The following is a 17,938-nucleotide window of genomic DNA, read 5'->3' on the forward strand; positions in this document are numbered from 1 at the left end:
AAATAATTAATTTGACTAAAAAAAGCCTTCAACCACCACGGCCTATCGGCCACCCCTCCTTTTAAAGGAGGGGAGCTAATAAGCTTTAAAAAACATTCATTTTATTCCCCCTTTGGGGGTTAGGGGGCTTCTTAGCCAATACTCTGTACCACTTCTTTTTTAGCTTCTTTTTTACTACCGTCAAATCCGGTTACGCCACCAACGGTGGTATATTTAAGCACATATTTTTTATCTGGAAAAATACGGTTGTAAGCACTTTGGCACATAATAGCCGCCTCGTGAAATCCGGAAAGGATTAGTTTTAATTTTCCTTTATAAGTATTTACATCACCAATGGCATAAACCCCGGGGATATTGGTTTGATAATCATAAGAATTATCAACTTTTATAGCGTTCTTCTCTATTTCCAGTCCCCAACTTCCAATTGGTCCAAGTTTAGGCGACAATCCAAAAAGCGGAATAAAATCATCTACCTCTTTAAATTCTTCCCCGCGGGCTTCATCTTTATGCCTAATTACCACTTGCTCAAGATTATCTTCTCCTCTTAGACCAACCACCTCAGCATTGGTGATCATCTCAATCTTACCGAGTTTTGCCAATTCTGATACTCGCTCTACAGAATCCAGGGCGCCACGGAATTCAGCCCTTCTATGCACCAGGGCCACTTCAGCAGCAACATCAGCAAGATAAATCGCCCAGTCTAAAGCCGAATCTCCACCACCGGCAATCACTACTTTTTTATCTCGATAAACTTCAGGATCTTTAATAAAATAAGAAACGCCTTTATCTTCAAAATCTGCGATATTAGCGATTGGGGGTTTTCTGGGTTCAAAAGAACCTAATCCACCAGCAATTGCCACCACCGGGGCGTGGTGTTTGGTTCCTTTATTGGTGGTTACTATAAATGTACCATCATCCAGCTTTTCTAAAGTTTCGGCGCGTTCGCCCAAAGTGAAACCTGGTTCAAAAGGTTTTATTTGTTCCATTAGATTTCCAACCAAATCTCCCGCTAAAATTTCAGGAAATGCCGGAATATCATAAATTGGTTTTTTAGGATATATCTCAGAACATTGCCCGCCGGGTTGCGGCAGCGCATCTATTAAATGGGTTTTCAACTTTAATAATCCCGCCTCGAAAACGGTAAATAACCCGGTTGGTCCGGCTCCTATGATGAGGATATCAGTTTTAATCATCACTCTGGTTTTTAACTTTTAAAGATTCTGTTATAGTATTCATTTGCTCCACTTTGGCTTCAAAATCGCCTTTTATAGTGCTTCGGTATTCATTAAGATTTTCTACCATTTGGTTTATATTTTCGGGAATTACTTCCTCAAAAAACTGGCGTAAACGCTTGGCAGCAGTAGGGGATTTCCCATTGGTAGAAATTGCTATTTTTACGTGACCCTTATTTACAATTCCCCCCATATAAAAATCACAGAGTTCAGGCGTATCAGCAATGTTGGCCAGTAAGTAGCGTTTTTTGGCGTGCCGGTATACTCGTTTATTTAATTTTGCATCGTTGGTAGCCGCAATTACAAAATGACGGTTTTTTAAATATTTCTTCTTATACCGACCTTTAGTTAATTTGGCACCATGTTTTTTAGCCAGCTCTTCTGTTTCCGGTAAAAACCATTTTGCCACCATTTCTACTTTGGCATTCGGACTCGATTTAAAGAGAAAATGAAGTTTCTCATGCCCCACACTACCACCACCAACAACTAAAATATTTAGCTTATTGACTTTTAGGAACACCGGATATAATTCGTTTCTTTCTTCCATAAGCCCCCTAGCCCCCAAAGGGGGAATTTTTAAGTTCGTATTCAACAAAATTTTCAGTAACAGCTTTAAGCTGTCCGCTTTCGCGAACCACTTCCCCGATTACGATAATTGCCGGGGCTGTTAATTGTTTTTCAGCAACTACTTTTTCTATACTTTTTATGGTTCCAAAACCTGATTTTTCGTTGGCAGTAGTTCCATTCTGGATAATTCCTACCGGAATATTTTCTTTTCCGTAATGACTAAAAATCTCAACAATCTCTCTGAGTTTTGCCATCCCCATTAAGATAACCACCGTTGCGGTAGATTGCGCAGCCAGACGAACATCTTCTGAAATTTTCTTTTGAGTTGTGGTTCCTGTAATTACCCAAAAACTCTCAGAGGTGCCACGTTGCGTAAGCGGGATCCCTAAATTAGCCGGAACGGCTATTGAGGAAGTTATTCCCGAAACCACAGCGGTTTTCAGGCCGTGATGTTTTGCATAATTAATCTCTTCTGAGCCTCTTCCGAAGACAAAAGGATCCCCTCCTTTTAACCGAACCACGTGACCTCTCTCTAGCGCATACTTTACAATAAGCTCATTAATCTCATCTTGAGAATAACGGTGTTTATCTTTTCGTTTTCCAACAAAAACATGTTCGGCTTGCGGGGCGTATTCCAATAGCTCTCTATTTATAAGCGCATCAAAAAGCACCACTTTTGCCTCTTTTAAAGTGTTTAAAGCTTTTAGTGTTATCAATTCAGGATCTCCTGGCCCTGCGCCTACCACGCTCAATTTTGGTGAATTATACATTTTGTACCTCCTTTGTTCTAAATGCATCTACCCTTTTTAGGAACAAATGCGCGTCTTCTAAATATTTATTTGCAAAAGCTTCAGTTGGCTCGTGTTCATTCATTTGATAAACGAATTCTCTAAAAGATGTTGACAATTCAATTTTACCGGTATCTACAAACAACTCGTCAAACTGAGAAACAATCCCTGCCTGGGTATTAGTTTTCACATCTTCTGCCAACAACAATGCTTTAGCCGAGTTTACTATCGAGGTATAAGAATGATAAATACTATCGGCCCAGGCTTTTCGCTCCAGCGCACTTTTGGCATTATCTATTTTCTCTTCACTTTCAAACAATAATGTTGCAATAAGATCTATAACCACTCCGGCACACTCACCTACTCCAACCGCTTTTATATAAGGTTTTTCGTGACCCCAATCCACAAATTCATTTTCTGTTAAGTTTGAAGTATCGGCCAGTTCTTTCAACAAATCATAGAAATAAGTTTTTCCCTGGCGATCATAATATTCTGCAAATTTTTCTTCGGAATTGGCATTCGCCTCAAAATCGTTAAGCAACAATCTTAAGGCTTGTGGCCCTCTTTTACTGGGCACTTTCACTACTTTATCGGCAAAACGGCCTTTTCCATCTCCAAGCGTTCCGCCACCCAGTAAAACCTGAAGTGCCGGCGCCACGGTTTTGCCAACTTTTACAGACATTCCCTGGAAACCAATCTCGGCCATATTATGTTGACCACAAGCATTCATACAGCCACTTATTTTTATGGTAATATCTTTTCCGTTTATATATTGCGGATATTCTTCCTTTAAAACATCTTCCAGAACATCTGCAATTCCAGTACTGCTGGCAATCCCAAGATTACAGGTATCTGTTCCCGGGCAGGCGGTAATATCTACGGTTTTGTCATAACCGGTTTCAGCGTATCCCAGTTTTTTTAATTCTGAATAGAAAAAAGGCAAAAATTCTTCCCGAACATGACGAATTAAGATATCCTGTCTTAAACTTAGCCTGATTTCATTTCCGGCGTATTTCTTAACCAAATCGGCTAATTTTCTCGCACCACCGGTATAAAAATCACCTAGCGGAACACGAATTCCAATAGCAAATAATCCTTCCTGTTTCTGCGGAATTACATTGGTGCTTTTCCAGGTGTCAAAATCCTTTTTGTCTTCAATTTCTACTGAAGGCACCTCAACTTCCTGAAGTGGTGGTTCTACCTCAAATTTTGCGATTTCAAAATCTGGATGGTTTTGAGAAAGCGCCGTATTTTGCTCAGACACCAACTTCATAAAAGCATCTTTTCCTATATCTTTTACGAGAAATTTCATCCTGGCTTTTAGTCTTTTTGCACGTTCACCATACCTATCAAAAACCCGTAACACACCCTCTATAAGCGGCAACAATTCTTCAACGGGTAGAAAATCATAAAGTTCATCGGCGTGTCTTGGCTGAGAACCGAGTCCGCCGCCTAGCATTACTTTAAATCCTCGTTTCCCATCTTTCAACTTAGCGATAAATCCGAGATCATGTATATAACTCAATGCTGTATCCTCATCTGAAGAAGAAAAGGAAATCTTAAATTTCCTTCCCATTTCCTGGCAAATTGGATTCCGTAGAAAAAACTGAAAAGTTCCGTGTGCGTAAGGCGAGACATCAAAAGGCTCATTTTTATCAATTCCCGCGGTTGGCGAAGCCGTGACATTTCTAACCGTATTCCCACAAGCTTCACGCAAGGTTATATCATCCTTTTCCAATTGCGCCCAAAGCTCTGGTGTTCTGTCTAAACTCACGTGATGAATTTGAATATCCTGGCGTGTAGTAATATGCAAGCGCCCTTTAGAATATTCATCAGAAACATCGGCAATTCTATGTAATTGTTCTGAAGTAACTTTTCCAAATGGTAGTTTTATACGAACCATTTGTACTCCAGCTTGCCTTTGCCCATAAACTCCACGAGCCAAACGCAGGCTTCGGAATTTTTCTTCATCGGCTTTTCCTTCACGAAATAACCTGATTTTCTTCTCTAAATCCAGGATATCTTTCTCTACTACTGGGTTTTCTATTTCGGTTCTAAAACTTTGCATTACTAATAATTTTTAAAATGAAGCCTAAAACAGGCGTTTAATAAAAAAGGTTCTTTTGTGTTTTCACCTAAAAGAACCTTTTATAAATTTTACAAAAAGATACCTTTAAGTGCAGGGAATACACATAAAGCGGCACATAATTAACTGTGATTTTTCTTTATTCAATTTTTTAATTTTAAGCGTGAAGTCCACATTCCCTATTTTCCAATACTTTAGTAGGATCAAAATATTTAAACTCATTTGGCAATTCATTTTGCTCTAAATAAGCATCCAGTTTCTCGTCACTCCAGTGATAAAAAGGACTTACTTTTAAGATTCCATCTTTACTATAGCTCAAAATATCGATACTATCCCTAAAATTGGTTTGGCCTTTTCTAAGATTAGTAAACCAAACATCTGGATTTTGCTGACTCATAGCTCGCATAAAAGGTTCTAGCTTAACCTGCCTGGTAAACTCCTCATGCTGCGGATTATTAATATCGGGGATTCCACCAAAAAGGGCATCGCGATAGGCTGCGGTTTGTTTTGGCGTATAAAGCTTTACATTAAGTCCTAATTGATCAATTACTTTTTTTGCGTGTTTATACGTTTGTGGTGTATTATAACCGGTATCGCACCAAATGACTTTAATTACAGGATCTATTTCTGAAACTGCATGTAAAATCGCGGCCTCATAAGGTCTAAAATTAGTGGTGATCACAGGTCTTGCCGCATTGGAAGTCACCCATTGTACAATCTCTGCCGGGGTTATTCCCTTAAACTGCTGATTGAGGATTTTTAATTCTTTTTCACTATACCGTTTCATCTTTTTAATATTTTTTGGCTCTTTTAGAACCTAGCTATACTTTAAATATCTTTCTAAAACACAATTTCAATCTTTCCCAAAACTGATCATATTCCAAAGCCGCTCGTGGCCAAAATATAAGATCATCTTGGTAACCAATTCTACCGACCCAATTGCGAGTGCGGTTTCTATTTCTCCCGTAAGAACCCAGGAAATAACTATGGTATCTATGGTCCCTACAATCCTCCAACTCACCGTTTTTAAAATACTGCGCAAGGGCTTTTCTGAAGTCCTGTCTTTTTTATAAGTGGTTTTGGATTTCGCCTGATCCAGTATCATACTGTTTTATATTTTTAATTCTAATAACCTATAGAATTAGTAGGTTATAAAGCAAAAGTAACTTTATTTTTTTTTAGACCAATAAATAATGGCCTAATCTTCAGTTTTTAACATTAAAAAAAATTATTTTTTTGCTGAAATATCGGCTAAAGTATTATCGCCTAAAACCTTTAGTGTACTATCCCTAACTTGTATCATTAAGCTATGAACTGAACAGGTCTCTTCACTAGGGCAATCATCACACTTTTCATAATAGTTAAGGCTCACGCAAGGAACCATGGCAATGGGCCCTTCTAAAACCCGTATTACTGCCGTCATAAGAATAGATTCAGGCTCTTTTATTAAATAATAACCGCCCCCCTTGCCTTTTTTAGATCCCAAAAAGCCCGATTTTCGTAATTCCAGGAGAATGCTTTCAAGGAATTTCTGTGATATATTTTCGCTTTTGGAAATCTCTGAAGTTTGCACGGGTTTTCTATCGCTTTTTTTCGCGATAAATGCCAGAGCTTTAATACCGTATTTAGTCTTTTTTGAAAGCATATTGCGAATATACTCAAATATTGACTTTTTCACATTTATAATTAATTTCTCTGCGGAAACATCAAGAAGGTAGGCATCTACTGAAATTACCATAACTAAATTGAATTTAGAGCTTGCTTCAAGTCTTCTATCACATCATCTACATGTTCCAGGCCTACCGAAACCCTTACTAAACCTGGCTTTATCCCAACTTCCAGCCTATCTTCTTCACTTAATTTGCTGTGGGTTGTGGAGGCAGGGTGTGTAACAATACTTCTTGTGTCTCCCAGGTTTGCCGATCTTGAACAGAGTTTAATAGCATCAATAAATTTTCTACCCGCTTCAATACCACCTTTAATCTCAAAGGAAACAATATTCCCGCCTTTCTTCATTTGCTTTTTTGCAATTTCGTATTGCGGGTGCGATTTTAAAAATGGATATTTTACATTTTCAGCATTCGCTTCAGTTTCTAAAAATTGAGCTACTTTTTCAGCATTTTCACAATGTTTATCCAGTCTTACCGATAAGGTTTCTAAACTTTTTGAAAGCACCCAGGCATTAAACGGCGACAAAGCCGGGCCGGTATTCCTGGAAAAAAGGTAGATTTCACGAATCAAATCGGCCTTTCCCACGGTTACCCCTCCAAGTACACGGCCCTGCCCATCTATTAATTTTGTTGCCGAATGTATCACCAAATGTGCCCCGAACTTTATAGGATTTTGAAGCCAGGGTGTAGCAAAACAATTATCAATTATTAGAATAAGATTATGCTTTTTTGCAATCTTACCAAGCAACTCTAAATCCAAAATATCTACACCGGGATTAGTTGGTGTTTCGGCAAAGATAATCTTGGTTTCAGGCTTTATTAAATCTTCAATCTTATCAACTTCATTCACACCAAAATACGAATGAGAGATATTCCACTTAGGGAAATATTTTGTAAACAAGCTATGGGTAGAACCAAAAACCGATCTTGCCGAAATAATATGATCTCCACTATCTAGCAAAGCAGCAAGGCTGGAGAAAACAGCACTCATTCCTGTAGCAAAAGAAAAGCCAGCCTCTGCCCCCTCCATCTTTGCTATTTTTTCAGTAAATTCTGAAGTATTGGGATTAGTAAATCGGCTATAAATATTACGCTCTTTTTCTTCAGAAAATGAAGCCCTCATATCTTCGGCATCATCAAAAACATAACTAGATGTAAGATATAAAGGGGTAGAATGCTCCTGGAACTGTGTTCGTTCGTTTTGCGTTCTAATGGCTTCGGTTTCAAAATGCATAATTGTTGGTTTGGTAGTTTCTAATTTAGCCTTTGTGATAATTTAAGTACATCGCCTGCAATTCCACGGGCAGTTACCGCAGCTCCTGCACCCGCACCCTGAATAACCAGGGGTTGATCACCGTAGGATTCGGTATAAATCTCAAAGATATTATCGGCTCCTTTAATCTGGCCCAATGCCGTATTTTTAGGTTCAGAAATAAGCTTTGCCTCCAGGCTGGCACTTGCAACTTCAATTTCCCCAATATATCGTAACACATTACCTTGCTCTTGCTCAGTTTTATGCTTGGTAAAGATCTCATCCAGCTCCCCTATTCTTTTTTGAAACTCTTCTGCCGAAGTTTTCCCGTTTAATTTTTCAGGTATTAAAGACTGAATTTTCACTTCCTGAAATTCTTTATTTAACTCAAGCTCACGAGCCAGGATCAACAGTTTTCTTCCAACATCGTTACCTGAAAGATCCTCGCGGGCATCGGGTTCTGTATAGCCAAGCTTCCCAGCTTTTTCCAAAACATCAGAGAAATTTTCTTTATTTTCAGAAAACGTATTAAAAATAAAACTTAGAGAGCCGGAAAAAACACCGCGAATTTTAGTTACTTTTTCACCCGATTGATATAAGCCCTGTATAGTCTGTACAATTGGTAATCCCGCACCTACATTGGTTTCATAGAAAAAATGCTTGCCGTGATAATCTAATTCCTTACGTATTTCCTTGTAAAAATCTGAGGATAATGTATTCGCTACTTTATTGGCAGCTACCAGGTTAAAGCCATTTTGAATTAACCGAATATAAATCTCTACAAACTCTTTACTTGCCGTAGCATCTATGGCAATTAAGTGTTCCAAATCATTCGCTTTGGTAAAGTCCAGGATATCTTCGAGATTATAATTTTCAGCAGATTTTTCGAAATCTTTTTGCCAGTTTTTTGAAATTCCTTCAGCATTAAAAAGCGCTTTCGTAGAATTGGCAATTACAGGGATACTTACCGAAATTCCAGAATTCTTTTCCCATTGCTCTTTGGCACTAAGTAATTGATTGATAAGGGTACTTCCTACGTTACCGATCCCAAACAAGATGATGTTCACTTTTTTCATTTTCTTTAATGTTGGTTTTAAATACAGGTTTTAAAAATCTAGACAATTGCGCAGCTTCAATTAAAAACGCATCGTGCCCATGGATTGATCTTATTTCGTGAATACTCACATTATTTTTTTCTAGCGAGAGATTTACATAAGTATCCCAATTCTCATCGGCCAGGAAAAACCAATCTGAATTTACCGTTACAATATGAATATCTCCCTTAATTCTTTTTGCGGCTTCCAGGTACTTACCGCTACCTTTGCTAATATCTATAGTAGTTAGCAAATGGTTCATTAACTTATAAGAAGCAAGTTGAAAACGTTCTTCCAGCTTATTACCGTGATATTGCAACCAGCCTTCAACTTTATAACAAGGCTCCACGTCTTCTTTACTTCTATTAAATTTTTTACTTAAGGATTGTGGCGTGCGGTAAAAAGTCATGGCGTGCATTCTGGCATCTTTTACCGGGGCGTTAGAATTATTTAATATCTGCCCTTGCACCTTACAATTTGCCAACACCCAATCTGTCGCTTTATAATCTGTAGCAATAGGAATAATATGCTCTGCCAAATCTGGTTTTAAAGCAGCCAGCTCCCAGGCAAGTGCGCCACCAATAGAACCACCAATTATGGCAAACAGCTTCTCAATATTTAATTGTCTAAGCGCTAAAGCTTGAATTTTAGCAATATCGGCCAGGGTAAATTCCCTATAGTTTTCAATTAAGTGCTCTTTTTTTCCGTTGAAACCATTTCCTGGAATATTAAAAGCCAGGATACTGAATTTCTTGGTATCTATACTTTTGTTTTCACCTACAATTTTGGTCCACCAACCCAACTTTCCGGTAATTTGGGAGTTTCCGGTGAGTGCATGGTTTATTAATACAACCGGCGCAGTCTTGTGGCTTTGCCCAAATTGCTGAAAGCTTAAATAGATATCCTGTACCGTTCCCGCCGAATTTCTAAAATCTTTTAAACAGAGTTCCTGAAGCATGTTTTCTCTTTTTTTTGATTTAGAAAGAGCAAAAGGAAAAAGACTTAACCTGGCTGCTTTCTCCCTTGCCTTTCCACCAACAATAAATTATACTAAAGCCTTTTCCTTAATTTTAGTGAAAGCCTCTTTTAGGTCTGTTTTTAAATCTTCTACATCTTCCAGGCCTACCGAAAGACGAATAAGGTCTTGCGTAACTCCTGTTGTTGCCTGTTGCTTTTCGTCAAGTTGCTGATGCGTAGTACTCGCCGGGTGAATAATCAAAGATTTAGTATCCCCTATATTGGCAACAAGAGAAAATAGTTTGGTCTCGTCAGCTATAACTTTAGCCGATTCAAAGCCACCCTCTACTCCAAAAGTAACCACACCGCTTTGCCCCTTTGGAAGGTATTCTTTGGCAAGTTTATTATACTTACTGCTTTCCAATCCTGGATAATTTACCCATTTCACCTCTTCCTGCTGCTCTAACCACTTAGCCAGATTTAAGGCATTTTCACTATGCTGCTTTATTCTAATCTCCAGGGTTTCCAAACCTTGTAATATTTGGAATGCGTTATACGGACTTAAAGCTGCACCGTGATCACGAAGACCTTCTATTCTAACTTTGGCTATAAAAGCAGCTTCCTTCAATGCTTCGTGATAAACAAGTCCGTGGTAACCTGGTGAAGGCTCTGTAAATTCCGGGAACTTTCCATTTGCCCAATTAAAATTACCGGCATCTATAATAGCACCTCCCAGCGAAGTTCCATTACCACTAATATATTTGGTAAGGGATTCAATAACAATATCTGCTCCGTGCTCTATTGGTTTTAGTAAAGAAGGCGTAGCAACCGTATTATCAACTATAAATGGCACTTTAAGGGCACTGGCTTCTGCAGCAATTGCTTTTAGGTCTAAAACATCAAGTTTTGGATTTCCCAGCGATTCTACAAAAATTGCACGGGTGTTTTCTTTAGCAGCCTTTTTAAAGTTCTCAGGATATTCCGGATCAACAAAAGTGGTTGTAATTCCAAATCTTGGTAAGGTTACACTTAATAAATTATAAGTTCCGCCATATAAACTACTGGATGCTACAATATGATCTCCGGCTTTTAAAAGCGTTAATAGCGTAGTATTAATGGCTGCAGTTCCAGAAGCTGTTACCACAGCAGCAATACCTCCTTCTAATGCCGCAAGGCGTTGTTCCAACACATCGTTGGTTGGGTTATTTAAACGGGTGTAGATATAACCAGGCTCTGCTAATGAAAAAAGATTCGCAGCGTGATCTGAATTATTAAACACATAAGAAGTTGTTTGATAAATAGGCACTGCTCTTGTTCCTCCGTTAATTTTTGTATCGTGACCGGCGTGTAATGCGTTTGTTGAAAATTTTTGAGTACTCATAATTTCTAGTTTTTTTTAAGTTCTTGCTTCTAATTTTTTGAAGCTTGTTTTGTTTTTATTGAATTTCCGCCTTTGCGGAGAAATAATTGATTTAAATAAAAAAAGTCCCCTTAAGTAGCTATTACCAAGGGGACCTTTAAATTGAACTCTAAACAAACTAAGTTAAATTCGGTTTTGGCAATAGCGTTTCATGTGTCGCATAGACATACACATCATCATATTGCGCATCATCATGTTATTTATTGCCTTATTCATCATATTTATTCTTGTCATTCCCACACAAGTGGGAATCTAATTTTAATTTATTTTTATTGCATAAAAAAACCGCTGCGGTTGGCAGCGGCTTTGCAATTATATCTTTTCAGAATTAAACAATTGAGCGCGCTGCGGAAGTTTTCCACATCATCATACGCATCATATTGAAAATTGTCTGGTACATTTTATCGTTTTGTTCGGGACAAATATAAGGGGAGAAATTTATAATATCCAAACCCAAACCTCATTTTTATGAAAAAAAATATTTTAGGGCATGTAAAGTAAATAATCGAGAATAAATTTCATTAAAAATGATAATAATTCATTTTTAAGATTTTAAAAAAACCTAATTATCTAAAAAACAACAAAATACAATAAAGACTGTCAAATAATTCTTTCTTGTAATAATCCTAACATCCTTAAACCGAATAAAAAAGAAAGTTAAAGCAAGTTTGAGTTAAGGTTATTTTTATACATTTGTACCTTAATTAATTAAAGGGAAGGATTTGACTGATTGCAACCCTGAAATACACAATGTGTGTATTAAAAATGCTAAAGCAGTAATACACTCCTCTTAGCTTTATTTGTCAAATTCTGCCCGTATTTTTAAAAAAATAATTTTAAAATATGGCATATTTATTTACTTCAGAAAGTGTATCTGAAGGTCACCCCGATAAAATCGCAGATCAAATAAGCGATACACTACTAGATAATTTCCTTGCATTTGATGAAAATTCTAAAGTTGCTTGCGAAACATTGGTAACTACTGGCCAGGTTGTACTTGCCGGAGAAGTTAGAAGCGACACTTATTTAGATGTGCAAAACATTGCGCGGGAAGTTATAAATGACATTGGCTACACCAAAGGCGCTTATAAATTTAGTGGTGATTCCTGTGGCGTAATCTCCCTAATTCACGAACAATCCCAGGAAATCTATCAGGGTGTAGATCGCGGAAACAAGGAGGAACAAGGCGCCGGAGACCAGGGCATGATGTTTGGCTACGCCACTAACGAGACAGAAAATTATATGCCCCTGGCGCTAGATATCTCTCACAAAATTCTTATTGAACTGGCAAAATTAAGACGTGAAGGAAAAGATATCCCCTACCTGCGTCCAGATTCTAAAAGCCAGGTTACTATAGAATATAGCGATGAAAATGTTCCGCAAAAAATTGTTGCAGTGGTAGTTTCTACCCAGCACGATGATTTTGATGAGAATGATGATGAAATGCTAAAAAAAATCAAGAAAGATATTCTTGAAATCCTTATTCCGCGAGTAAAAGCTCAATTACCTGAATACGTTCAGAAACTATTTAATGATGATATTACATATCATATAAACCCAACAGGAAAGTTTGTTATTGGTGGACCCCACGGTGATGCGGGACTTACCGGAAGAAAAATTATCGTAGACACCTACGGTGGTAAAGGTGCTCACGGTGGTGGTGCATTCTCCGGAAAAGATCCCAGTAAAGTAGACCGCTCGGCCGCTTACGCATCTAGACATGTGGCCAAAAACTTAGTTGCAGCCGGGCTTGCAGATGAAGTTTTAGTTCAAGTTTCTTATGCCATTGGGGTTGTAGAACCTACTTCAATTTCAGTAGAAACCTACGGCACAGCTAAAGTAGATATGAAAGATGGTGAAATCGCGAAGAAAGTAGCTCAAATATTTGATATGCGCCCTTGGGCCATTGAAGATAGATTAAAGCTAAGGAATCCTATTTATCGGGAAACTGCTGCCTACGGCCATATGGGAAAAACCCCAAAAACAATAACAAAAATCTTTAAAAGTCCTTATTCCGGAGAAATAAAGAAAGAAGTTGAACTCTTTACCTGGGAAAAACTGGATTATGTAGATAAAGTTAAGGAAGCTTTTGAGCTTTAAATTATAAACGCCATAATTATTAAAAATACCGCTGAAACCAGCGGTATTTTTTTTGACGTTTTCTTCGGAAAGCTTTAACAACGGGACGCAGTTTAAATTCCTAATTTTAGAATTCCACCAATCAAACACCTTATGTCTGTTTTTAAAAAAGTAAAAAACACCATCAACCTATTAAAGTCGGTTGACATGGATCAATTAGCAAAAATAAATGAGCAAATAGACCTTTCTGAAGCGATGAAAAGTTTAGGCCAACTCGATGAACGCCAGCTCAAGGGTTTGATGAAAATGTTAAAAACCAAACGTAAAAAAGGGCAAAGCGACCTCCCTCCCATAGATGGCGATTTTTACAATTTAGACCTTAAATTAACAGATGAGCAACGCAAGTTGCAGATGGAGGTGCGAAATTTTATGGAAGATGAAGTTAGACCTTTGGTAAACGACCATTGGAACCGCGCTAAATTTCCGCACGAGATTATTGAAAAATTTAAAAAATTAAATATTACCGGCGTTCCTTACGAAGGTTACGGCTGCCCAAATCTTCCGTTTTTAATGGAAGGCATCATCGCACAGGAAATTGCCAGGGTAGATGTTTCCATTTCAACCTTCTTTGGTGTGCACAGTGGCCTGGCAATGGGCTCTATTTATCTCTGCGGAAGTGAAGAACAGAAACAGGAATGGCTTCCAAAGATGCAAAAATTAGATGCTATTGGTGCCTTTGGACTTACAGAACCAAATGTAGGATCTGGAGTTGCCGGGGGGTTGGAAACCACCTGTAAATTTGATGGTGAAAATTGGATATTAAACGGACAGAAAAAATGGATAAGTAATGCCACCTTCGCCGATGTAGTTATTATTTGGGCTCGGGACGAAGATAGTAACCAGGTAAAAGGTTTCCTCGTTAGAAAAGGAAATCCAGGCTTTAAAGCCGAAAAGATGGAAGATAAAATGGCGCTTAGAATTGTACAAAACGCCCTTATTACCTTAACCGATTGCAAAGTACCGGAAAGTGATAGATTACAAAAAGCAGATTCTTTTAAAGATACTGCAAAAGTACTTCGTATGACCAGAGCTGGCGTAGCATGGCAGGCTGTGGGTTGTGCTCGTGGAGCTTACGAGAGTGCTTTAAAATATACCCGAAAAAGAGAACAATTTGGGAGACCAATTGCTTCTTATCAATTAATTCAAGATCATTTGGTAGAAATGGTTTCCAATCTTACCGCGATGCAAACTTTAGTTTTCAGGCTTTCTGAAATGCAGGATGCCGACTTACTCACAGATGAACACGCTTCTCTGGCTAAGGTTTTCTGTAGTATGCGCACTAGAGATGTGGTGAGCCGTGCTCGAGAGGTAATGGGTGGCAACGGTATTTTACTTGAACACGATGTAGCGCGTTTTGTAGCAGATGCAGAAGCCATTTATAGTTATGAAGGAACAAAAGAAATAAATTCACTTATTGTAGGTCGTGCAATTACCGGTTACAGTGCGTTTGTGAATTGATATTAAATAATCAAAAAAAAAGAAAGAGAATGTCATTATTAGTTATTAGCCCGGGGAAAGACCCGGAAGCCTGGGTTGAAGCCTTAAAAGAACAACATCCAGGATTAAATATTTATGTTTATCCCGAAGACCACGATAAAGAAGATGTAGAATTCGCATTAACCTGGAATCATCCCCGCGGAATTTTCCAAAATTATCCTAATCTAAAAGTTATTGCTTCTATGGGTGCCGGGGTAGACCATATCACCAGTGATGAGGAGCTTCCCAAAAATGTGAAAATCACCAAAGTGGTAGACAATCGTTTAGCGGAAGATATGGGAACTTTTGTACTCAGCCTTGTTTTGGCTCACCAAAGAAACCTATTGCACTATCGTGAAAGTCAAATTAACGAAAAATGGGAACCCGTTCCTTACACCCGGAACAACGAAGTTAAAGTTGGAATTTTGGGAATTGGAAACCTGGGACAAAGGGTTGCTCATAAATTGCTTCAAAACGATTTTAAGGTAATTGGATTTTCAAAAAACAAGAAAGAATTTGAAAACGTAGAGAGCTTTGCCGGAGAAGATGAATTAGATGATTTTCTAGAGCAGTCAGATATTTTGGTAAACATGCTTCCTTTAACTCCAGATACCGAAAAAATACTCAATAAAGAATTATTTGAAAAATTACCTAAAGGTGCATATTTAATAAATGTTGCTCGTGGTGAACATTTGGTAGAGCAAGATCTTTTAGCTAAGGTAGACGACGGTCATCTTTCCGGTGCTGCCTTAGATGTATTCTGGGAAGAACCCATTAGAGATGAGCACCCATTTTGGAAACATCCAAAAATTAGAGTAACCCCGCACATTGCCAGTGTTACTCAGCCAAATTCTGTAGTACCACAAATTATTGAGAACTACGAGAGATTACAGGAAGGTGAAGAACTTAAAAATGAGGTGAAAAGAGATAGAGGCTATTAATTAAAAAATAAGCTTATGAAAAATTTCAAAAATATTCTTGTAGCGGTAGATTTTAACGATGCCGTAGGTGAACTTATGGCTTACGCTGAAAGTATGGCGCAGAAATTTGGAGCAAAAATCTGGGTGGTCCACGTGGCCGCTCCAGATCCAGATTTCGTAGGCTATAGTACAGGACCTCAATACATACGGGATATGCGTGCTGATGAACTTAAGGCAGAACATAAAGAACTACAACAAATTTGCGAAATGTTTATTAGCAAAAAGATAGCATCTGATGCGCTTTTAATTCAAGGTTCTACAGTAGAAACTGTACTTGAAGAAGCCAAAAAATTAAAAGCTGACATGCTTATTGTAGGCACTCACAAACACAGCTTTTTCTATAATCTTTTTGCCGAGAGTGTATCGGTAGAACTATTTAAAAATGCTGAAATCCCGGTTCTTTCTGTTCCAATTGAAGAAGAAAAATAGCATTTTATTCAGTCTTATTTTTCAATCTTTACCGCATAATTTGTATTAATTTTATTAGCATAAACCGGTTATAATGATAAGTAAAGAGGAGTTCACAAAACTACACTCACAAATTGCAACCTACATTAAGCGCACGCCTGTAATGCGATCGCGATTATTAAATGGTCTTGCCGAAACCGAAGTGTATTTTAAATGCGAGAATTTTCAAAGAATGGGCGCTTTTAAAATGCGCGGCGCTACTGCTGCAATTTTAGCACTAAGCGCAGAAGAAAGAGCAAAAGGAGTTGTTACACATTCTTCAGGTAATTTTGCTCAGGCTGTTTCACTTTCAGCAAAAAGCCTGGGAATCCCTGCTTATATCGTGATGCCTTCCTCTGCCCCTATAGTTAAAAAAGATGCAGTAAAAACTTATGGAGGCCAAATTACCGAGTGTGAACCCAATATAAAAGCCCGGGAAGCAGCTGCTGCAAAAATACAGAAAGAAACCGGCGCTACTTTTCTACATCCTTCTAACGATGTTAATGTAATCTATGGCCAGGGAACCGCAGCAAAAGAGTTTATTGAAGATTTCCCAGAACTGGATGTTATAATCACTCCCGTTGGTGGCGGTGGTCTCTTAGCCGGCACCGCACTTGCAGTAGATTTTTATGCCGAAAAATGTAAAACCATAGGCGCAGAGCCTTTTGAAGTTGACGATGCTTACCGCTCTTTAGAAAGCGGAAAAATTGAGTTTAATAAAACTATCAACACTATTGCCGATGGACTAAAAACACATTTGGGCGATAAAAACTTCCCAATTATACAAAATAAAGTTTCCGAAATTATTAGGGTTGAAGAAGGGGAAATTATAACGGCTATGAAACTTATTTGGGAACGAATGAAGATTGTCGTTGAACCCTCTGCCGCGGTAGCCTTTGCGGCTGTTCTACGTGAAAAAGAAAAATTTCACGGAAAAAGGGTGGGAATTATCATTTCTGGAGGTAATGTAGACTTAAGTAATTTACCTTTTTAAATTTCCCTGTTCTCCTTTAAAAAACTTACCGTTACCAAAAGTTGTCCAACATGCCGCTGGCTATGCTCTGCCGCGTGAAAAAGTAAGCCAATTACTGTTGAAGGTAATTTTTTTCTTCCCACAACTCTAAATTCAGTTAGTTTGTTCTCAGGAGTATTTTTAAGAAAAACGAGTGCCTCTTCCACTTTATCCCGAAAATTCTGCACAAGAAACACTAGTGCTATCTGCGGATTCACAACTCCTTCATTTTCCAAATATTCAAACTGAGTTTCCGATAGTTTTTCGGCTTTCGCGTAGGTTAACATTCGATCTATCACTCCGGTTAAATGTTGTAAATGGAATCCTACTGAAGCCCGACCTGCAGGCTTTTTCCAAAGCAATTCTTCAGGAAAATCTTTTATATACTTTTCTACTTCTTCGCTAGATTGCAAAAGAGCATGAGCAGCAGGTTGCAACAAATTAGGAACACCAAGTATCTTTCCACGTAACCAAACTTCAGGTTTATTATTTTCCATTTTTTAATTTTTCATCCAAAAAATATCGAATAAAAACTTAATAGAAAAAACAAAGCTCATAAAAAATAGTCGGTAAGCTTTAAGTTTTTAAATCTGCATTTCGGCTTTAGCTTTTGAGCATTTCATAGTATATTTAGCCTCTTTAAGAAAGGAGCTTATTAAACACTTTTAAGAGTACGTTAATTCGAATAGTTTTTTTTGCGAAAATCATATCGAGAATAAGTTAAAAACGATTCACACTTGTCGATACAGTTTCAATAATTAGCAATAACCACTCGAAGTGACACCTGCACATCTAATTGGCATCCTAACAAAAATCAT

Annotated in this window: 17 protein-coding genes; 5 read left to right on the forward strand and 12 right to left on the reverse strand. The window is 38.0% G+C overall.

Annotated elements, in window-relative coordinates; all coding sequences use genetic code 11:
- Nucleotides 1-131 precede the first annotated feature (131 nt).
- The 11 genes from B5X51_RS13060 to B5X51_RS13110 all read right to left on the reverse strand — a co-directional run bounded on the left by B5X51_RS13060 (nt 132) and on the right by B5X51_RS13110 (nt 11,027).
- Nucleotides 132-1,193 carry an NAD(P)/FAD-dependent oxidoreductase gene (locus B5X51_RS13060; RefSeq protein WP_079721638.1) on the reverse strand — a complete coding sequence of 354 codons (1,062 nt, stop codon included), beginning with the start codon at nt 1,191-1,193 and terminating at the stop codon, nt 132-134.
- Nucleotides 1,186-1,779, reverse strand: a complete 594-nt coding sequence (locus tag B5X51_RS13065) for a precorrin-2 dehydrogenase/sirohydrochlorin ferrochelatase family protein (RefSeq protein ID WP_079721639.1) — start codon at nt 1,777-1,779, stop codon at nt 1,186-1,188. Before B5X51_RS13065 ends, B5X51_RS13060 begins: the two co-directional genes overlap by 8 nt.
- Before the next feature lie 7 nt (nt 1,780-1,786).
- A complete protein-coding gene (gene cobA / locus B5X51_RS13070) occupies nt 1,787-2,596 on the reverse strand; it encodes a uroporphyrinogen-III C-methyltransferase (RefSeq protein WP_394331565.1) in 810 nt (269 codons plus the stop codon).
- On the reverse strand, nt 2,562-4,655 hold the full coding sequence (locus B5X51_RS13075; protein ID WP_079721641.1) for a HEPN domain-containing protein: 2,094 nt from the start codon (nt 4,653-4,655) through the stop codon (nt 2,562-2,564). The genes cobA and B5X51_RS13075 overlap by 35 nt, the downstream gene beginning before the upstream one ends.
- 175 nt (nt 4,656-4,830) lie before the next feature.
- The gene (locus B5X51_RS13080; protein WP_079721642.1) at nt 4,831-5,460 is read right to left on the reverse strand and encodes a phosphoadenosine phosphosulfate reductase domain-containing protein; all 630 of its coding nucleotides are present in this window, start codon (nt 5,458-5,460) and stop codon (nt 4,831-4,833) included.
- Between the two features lie 66 nt (nt 5,461-5,526).
- A complete protein-coding gene (locus B5X51_RS13085; protein WP_079721643.1) occupies nt 5,527-5,778 on the reverse strand; it encodes a DUF2061 domain-containing protein in 252 nt (83 codons plus the stop codon).
- A gap of 123 nt (nt 5,779-5,901) precedes the next feature.
- Nucleotides 5,902-6,318: an RrF2 family transcriptional regulator gene (locus tag B5X51_RS13090; RefSeq protein WP_079721710.1), complete on the reverse strand. Its 417-nt coding sequence runs from the start codon at nt 6,316-6,318 to the stop codon at nt 5,902-5,904.
- A gap of 95 nt (nt 6,319-6,413) precedes the next feature.
- Nucleotides 6,414-7,577, reverse strand: coding sequence for a trans-sulfuration enzyme family protein (locus B5X51_RS13095; RefSeq protein ID WP_079721644.1), 1,164 nt, complete (start codon nt 7,575-7,577; stop codon nt 6,414-6,416).
- A 20-nt stretch (nt 7,578-7,597) separates the two neighbouring features.
- Complete coding sequence (locus B5X51_RS13100) at nt 7,598-8,671, reverse strand: homoserine dehydrogenase family protein (protein WP_079721645.1); 1,074 nt, start codon at nt 8,669-8,671, stop codon at nt 7,598-7,600.
- A complete protein-coding gene (locus B5X51_RS13105; protein ID WP_079721646.1) occupies nt 8,634-9,647 on the reverse strand; it encodes an alpha/beta fold hydrolase in 1,014 nt (337 codons plus the stop codon). The genes B5X51_RS13100 and B5X51_RS13105 overlap by 38 nt, the downstream gene beginning before the upstream one ends.
- A gap of 87 nt (nt 9,648-9,734) precedes the next feature.
- Entirely contained in the window at nt 9,735-11,027 is a 1,293-nt protein-coding gene (locus tag B5X51_RS13110; protein ID WP_079721647.1) for an O-acetylhomoserine aminocarboxypropyltransferase/cysteine synthase family protein, read from the reverse strand.
- 882 nt (nt 11,028-11,909) lie between these two features.
- Between B5X51_RS13110 and metK the strand changes: the two genes are divergently transcribed.
- The 5 genes from metK (at nt 11,910) to B5X51_RS13135 (ending at nt 17,102) form a co-directional block, all read left to right on the forward strand.
- On the forward strand, nt 11,910-13,166 hold the full coding sequence (metK, locus tag B5X51_RS13115) for a methionine adenosyltransferase (RefSeq protein ID WP_079721648.1): 1,257 nt from the start codon (nt 11,910-11,912) through the stop codon (nt 13,164-13,166).
- Between the two features lie 132 nt (nt 13,167-13,298).
- Nucleotides 13,299-14,663, forward strand: a complete 1,365-nt coding sequence (locus B5X51_RS13120; protein ID WP_079721649.1) for an acyl-CoA dehydrogenase family protein — start codon at nt 13,299-13,301, stop codon at nt 14,661-14,663.
- 29 nt (nt 14,664-14,692) lie between these two features.
- A complete protein-coding gene (locus B5X51_RS13125; RefSeq protein WP_079721650.1) occupies nt 14,693-15,622 on the forward strand; it encodes a 2-hydroxyacid dehydrogenase in 930 nt (309 codons plus the stop codon).
- Between the two features lie 15 nt (nt 15,623-15,637).
- Nucleotides 15,638-16,090, forward strand: a complete 453-nt coding sequence (locus tag B5X51_RS13130) for a universal stress protein (RefSeq protein WP_079721651.1) — start codon at nt 15,638-15,640, stop codon at nt 16,088-16,090.
- Nucleotides 16,091-16,163: 73 nt separating this feature from the next.
- The gene (locus B5X51_RS13135; protein ID WP_079721652.1) at nt 16,164-17,102 is read left to right on the forward strand and encodes a pyridoxal-phosphate dependent enzyme; all 939 of its coding nucleotides are present in this window, start codon (nt 16,164-16,166) and stop codon (nt 17,100-17,102) included.
- Here the strand turns inward: B5X51_RS13135 and B5X51_RS13140 are convergent.
- A complete protein-coding gene (locus tag B5X51_RS13140; RefSeq protein ID WP_079721653.1) occupies nt 17,099-17,617 on the reverse strand; it encodes a DinB family protein in 519 nt (172 codons plus the stop codon). The two genes, B5X51_RS13135 and B5X51_RS13140, sit on opposite strands and share 4 nt — an antisense overlap.
- Nucleotides 17,618-17,938 lie beyond the last annotated feature (321 nt).

Origin of the sequence: Salegentibacter holothuriorum (genome assembly GCF_900168045.1) — a bacterium.
GTDB classification, from domain to species: domain Bacteria; phylum Bacteroidota; class Bacteroidia; order Flavobacteriales; family Flavobacteriaceae; genus Salegentibacter; species Salegentibacter holothuriorum.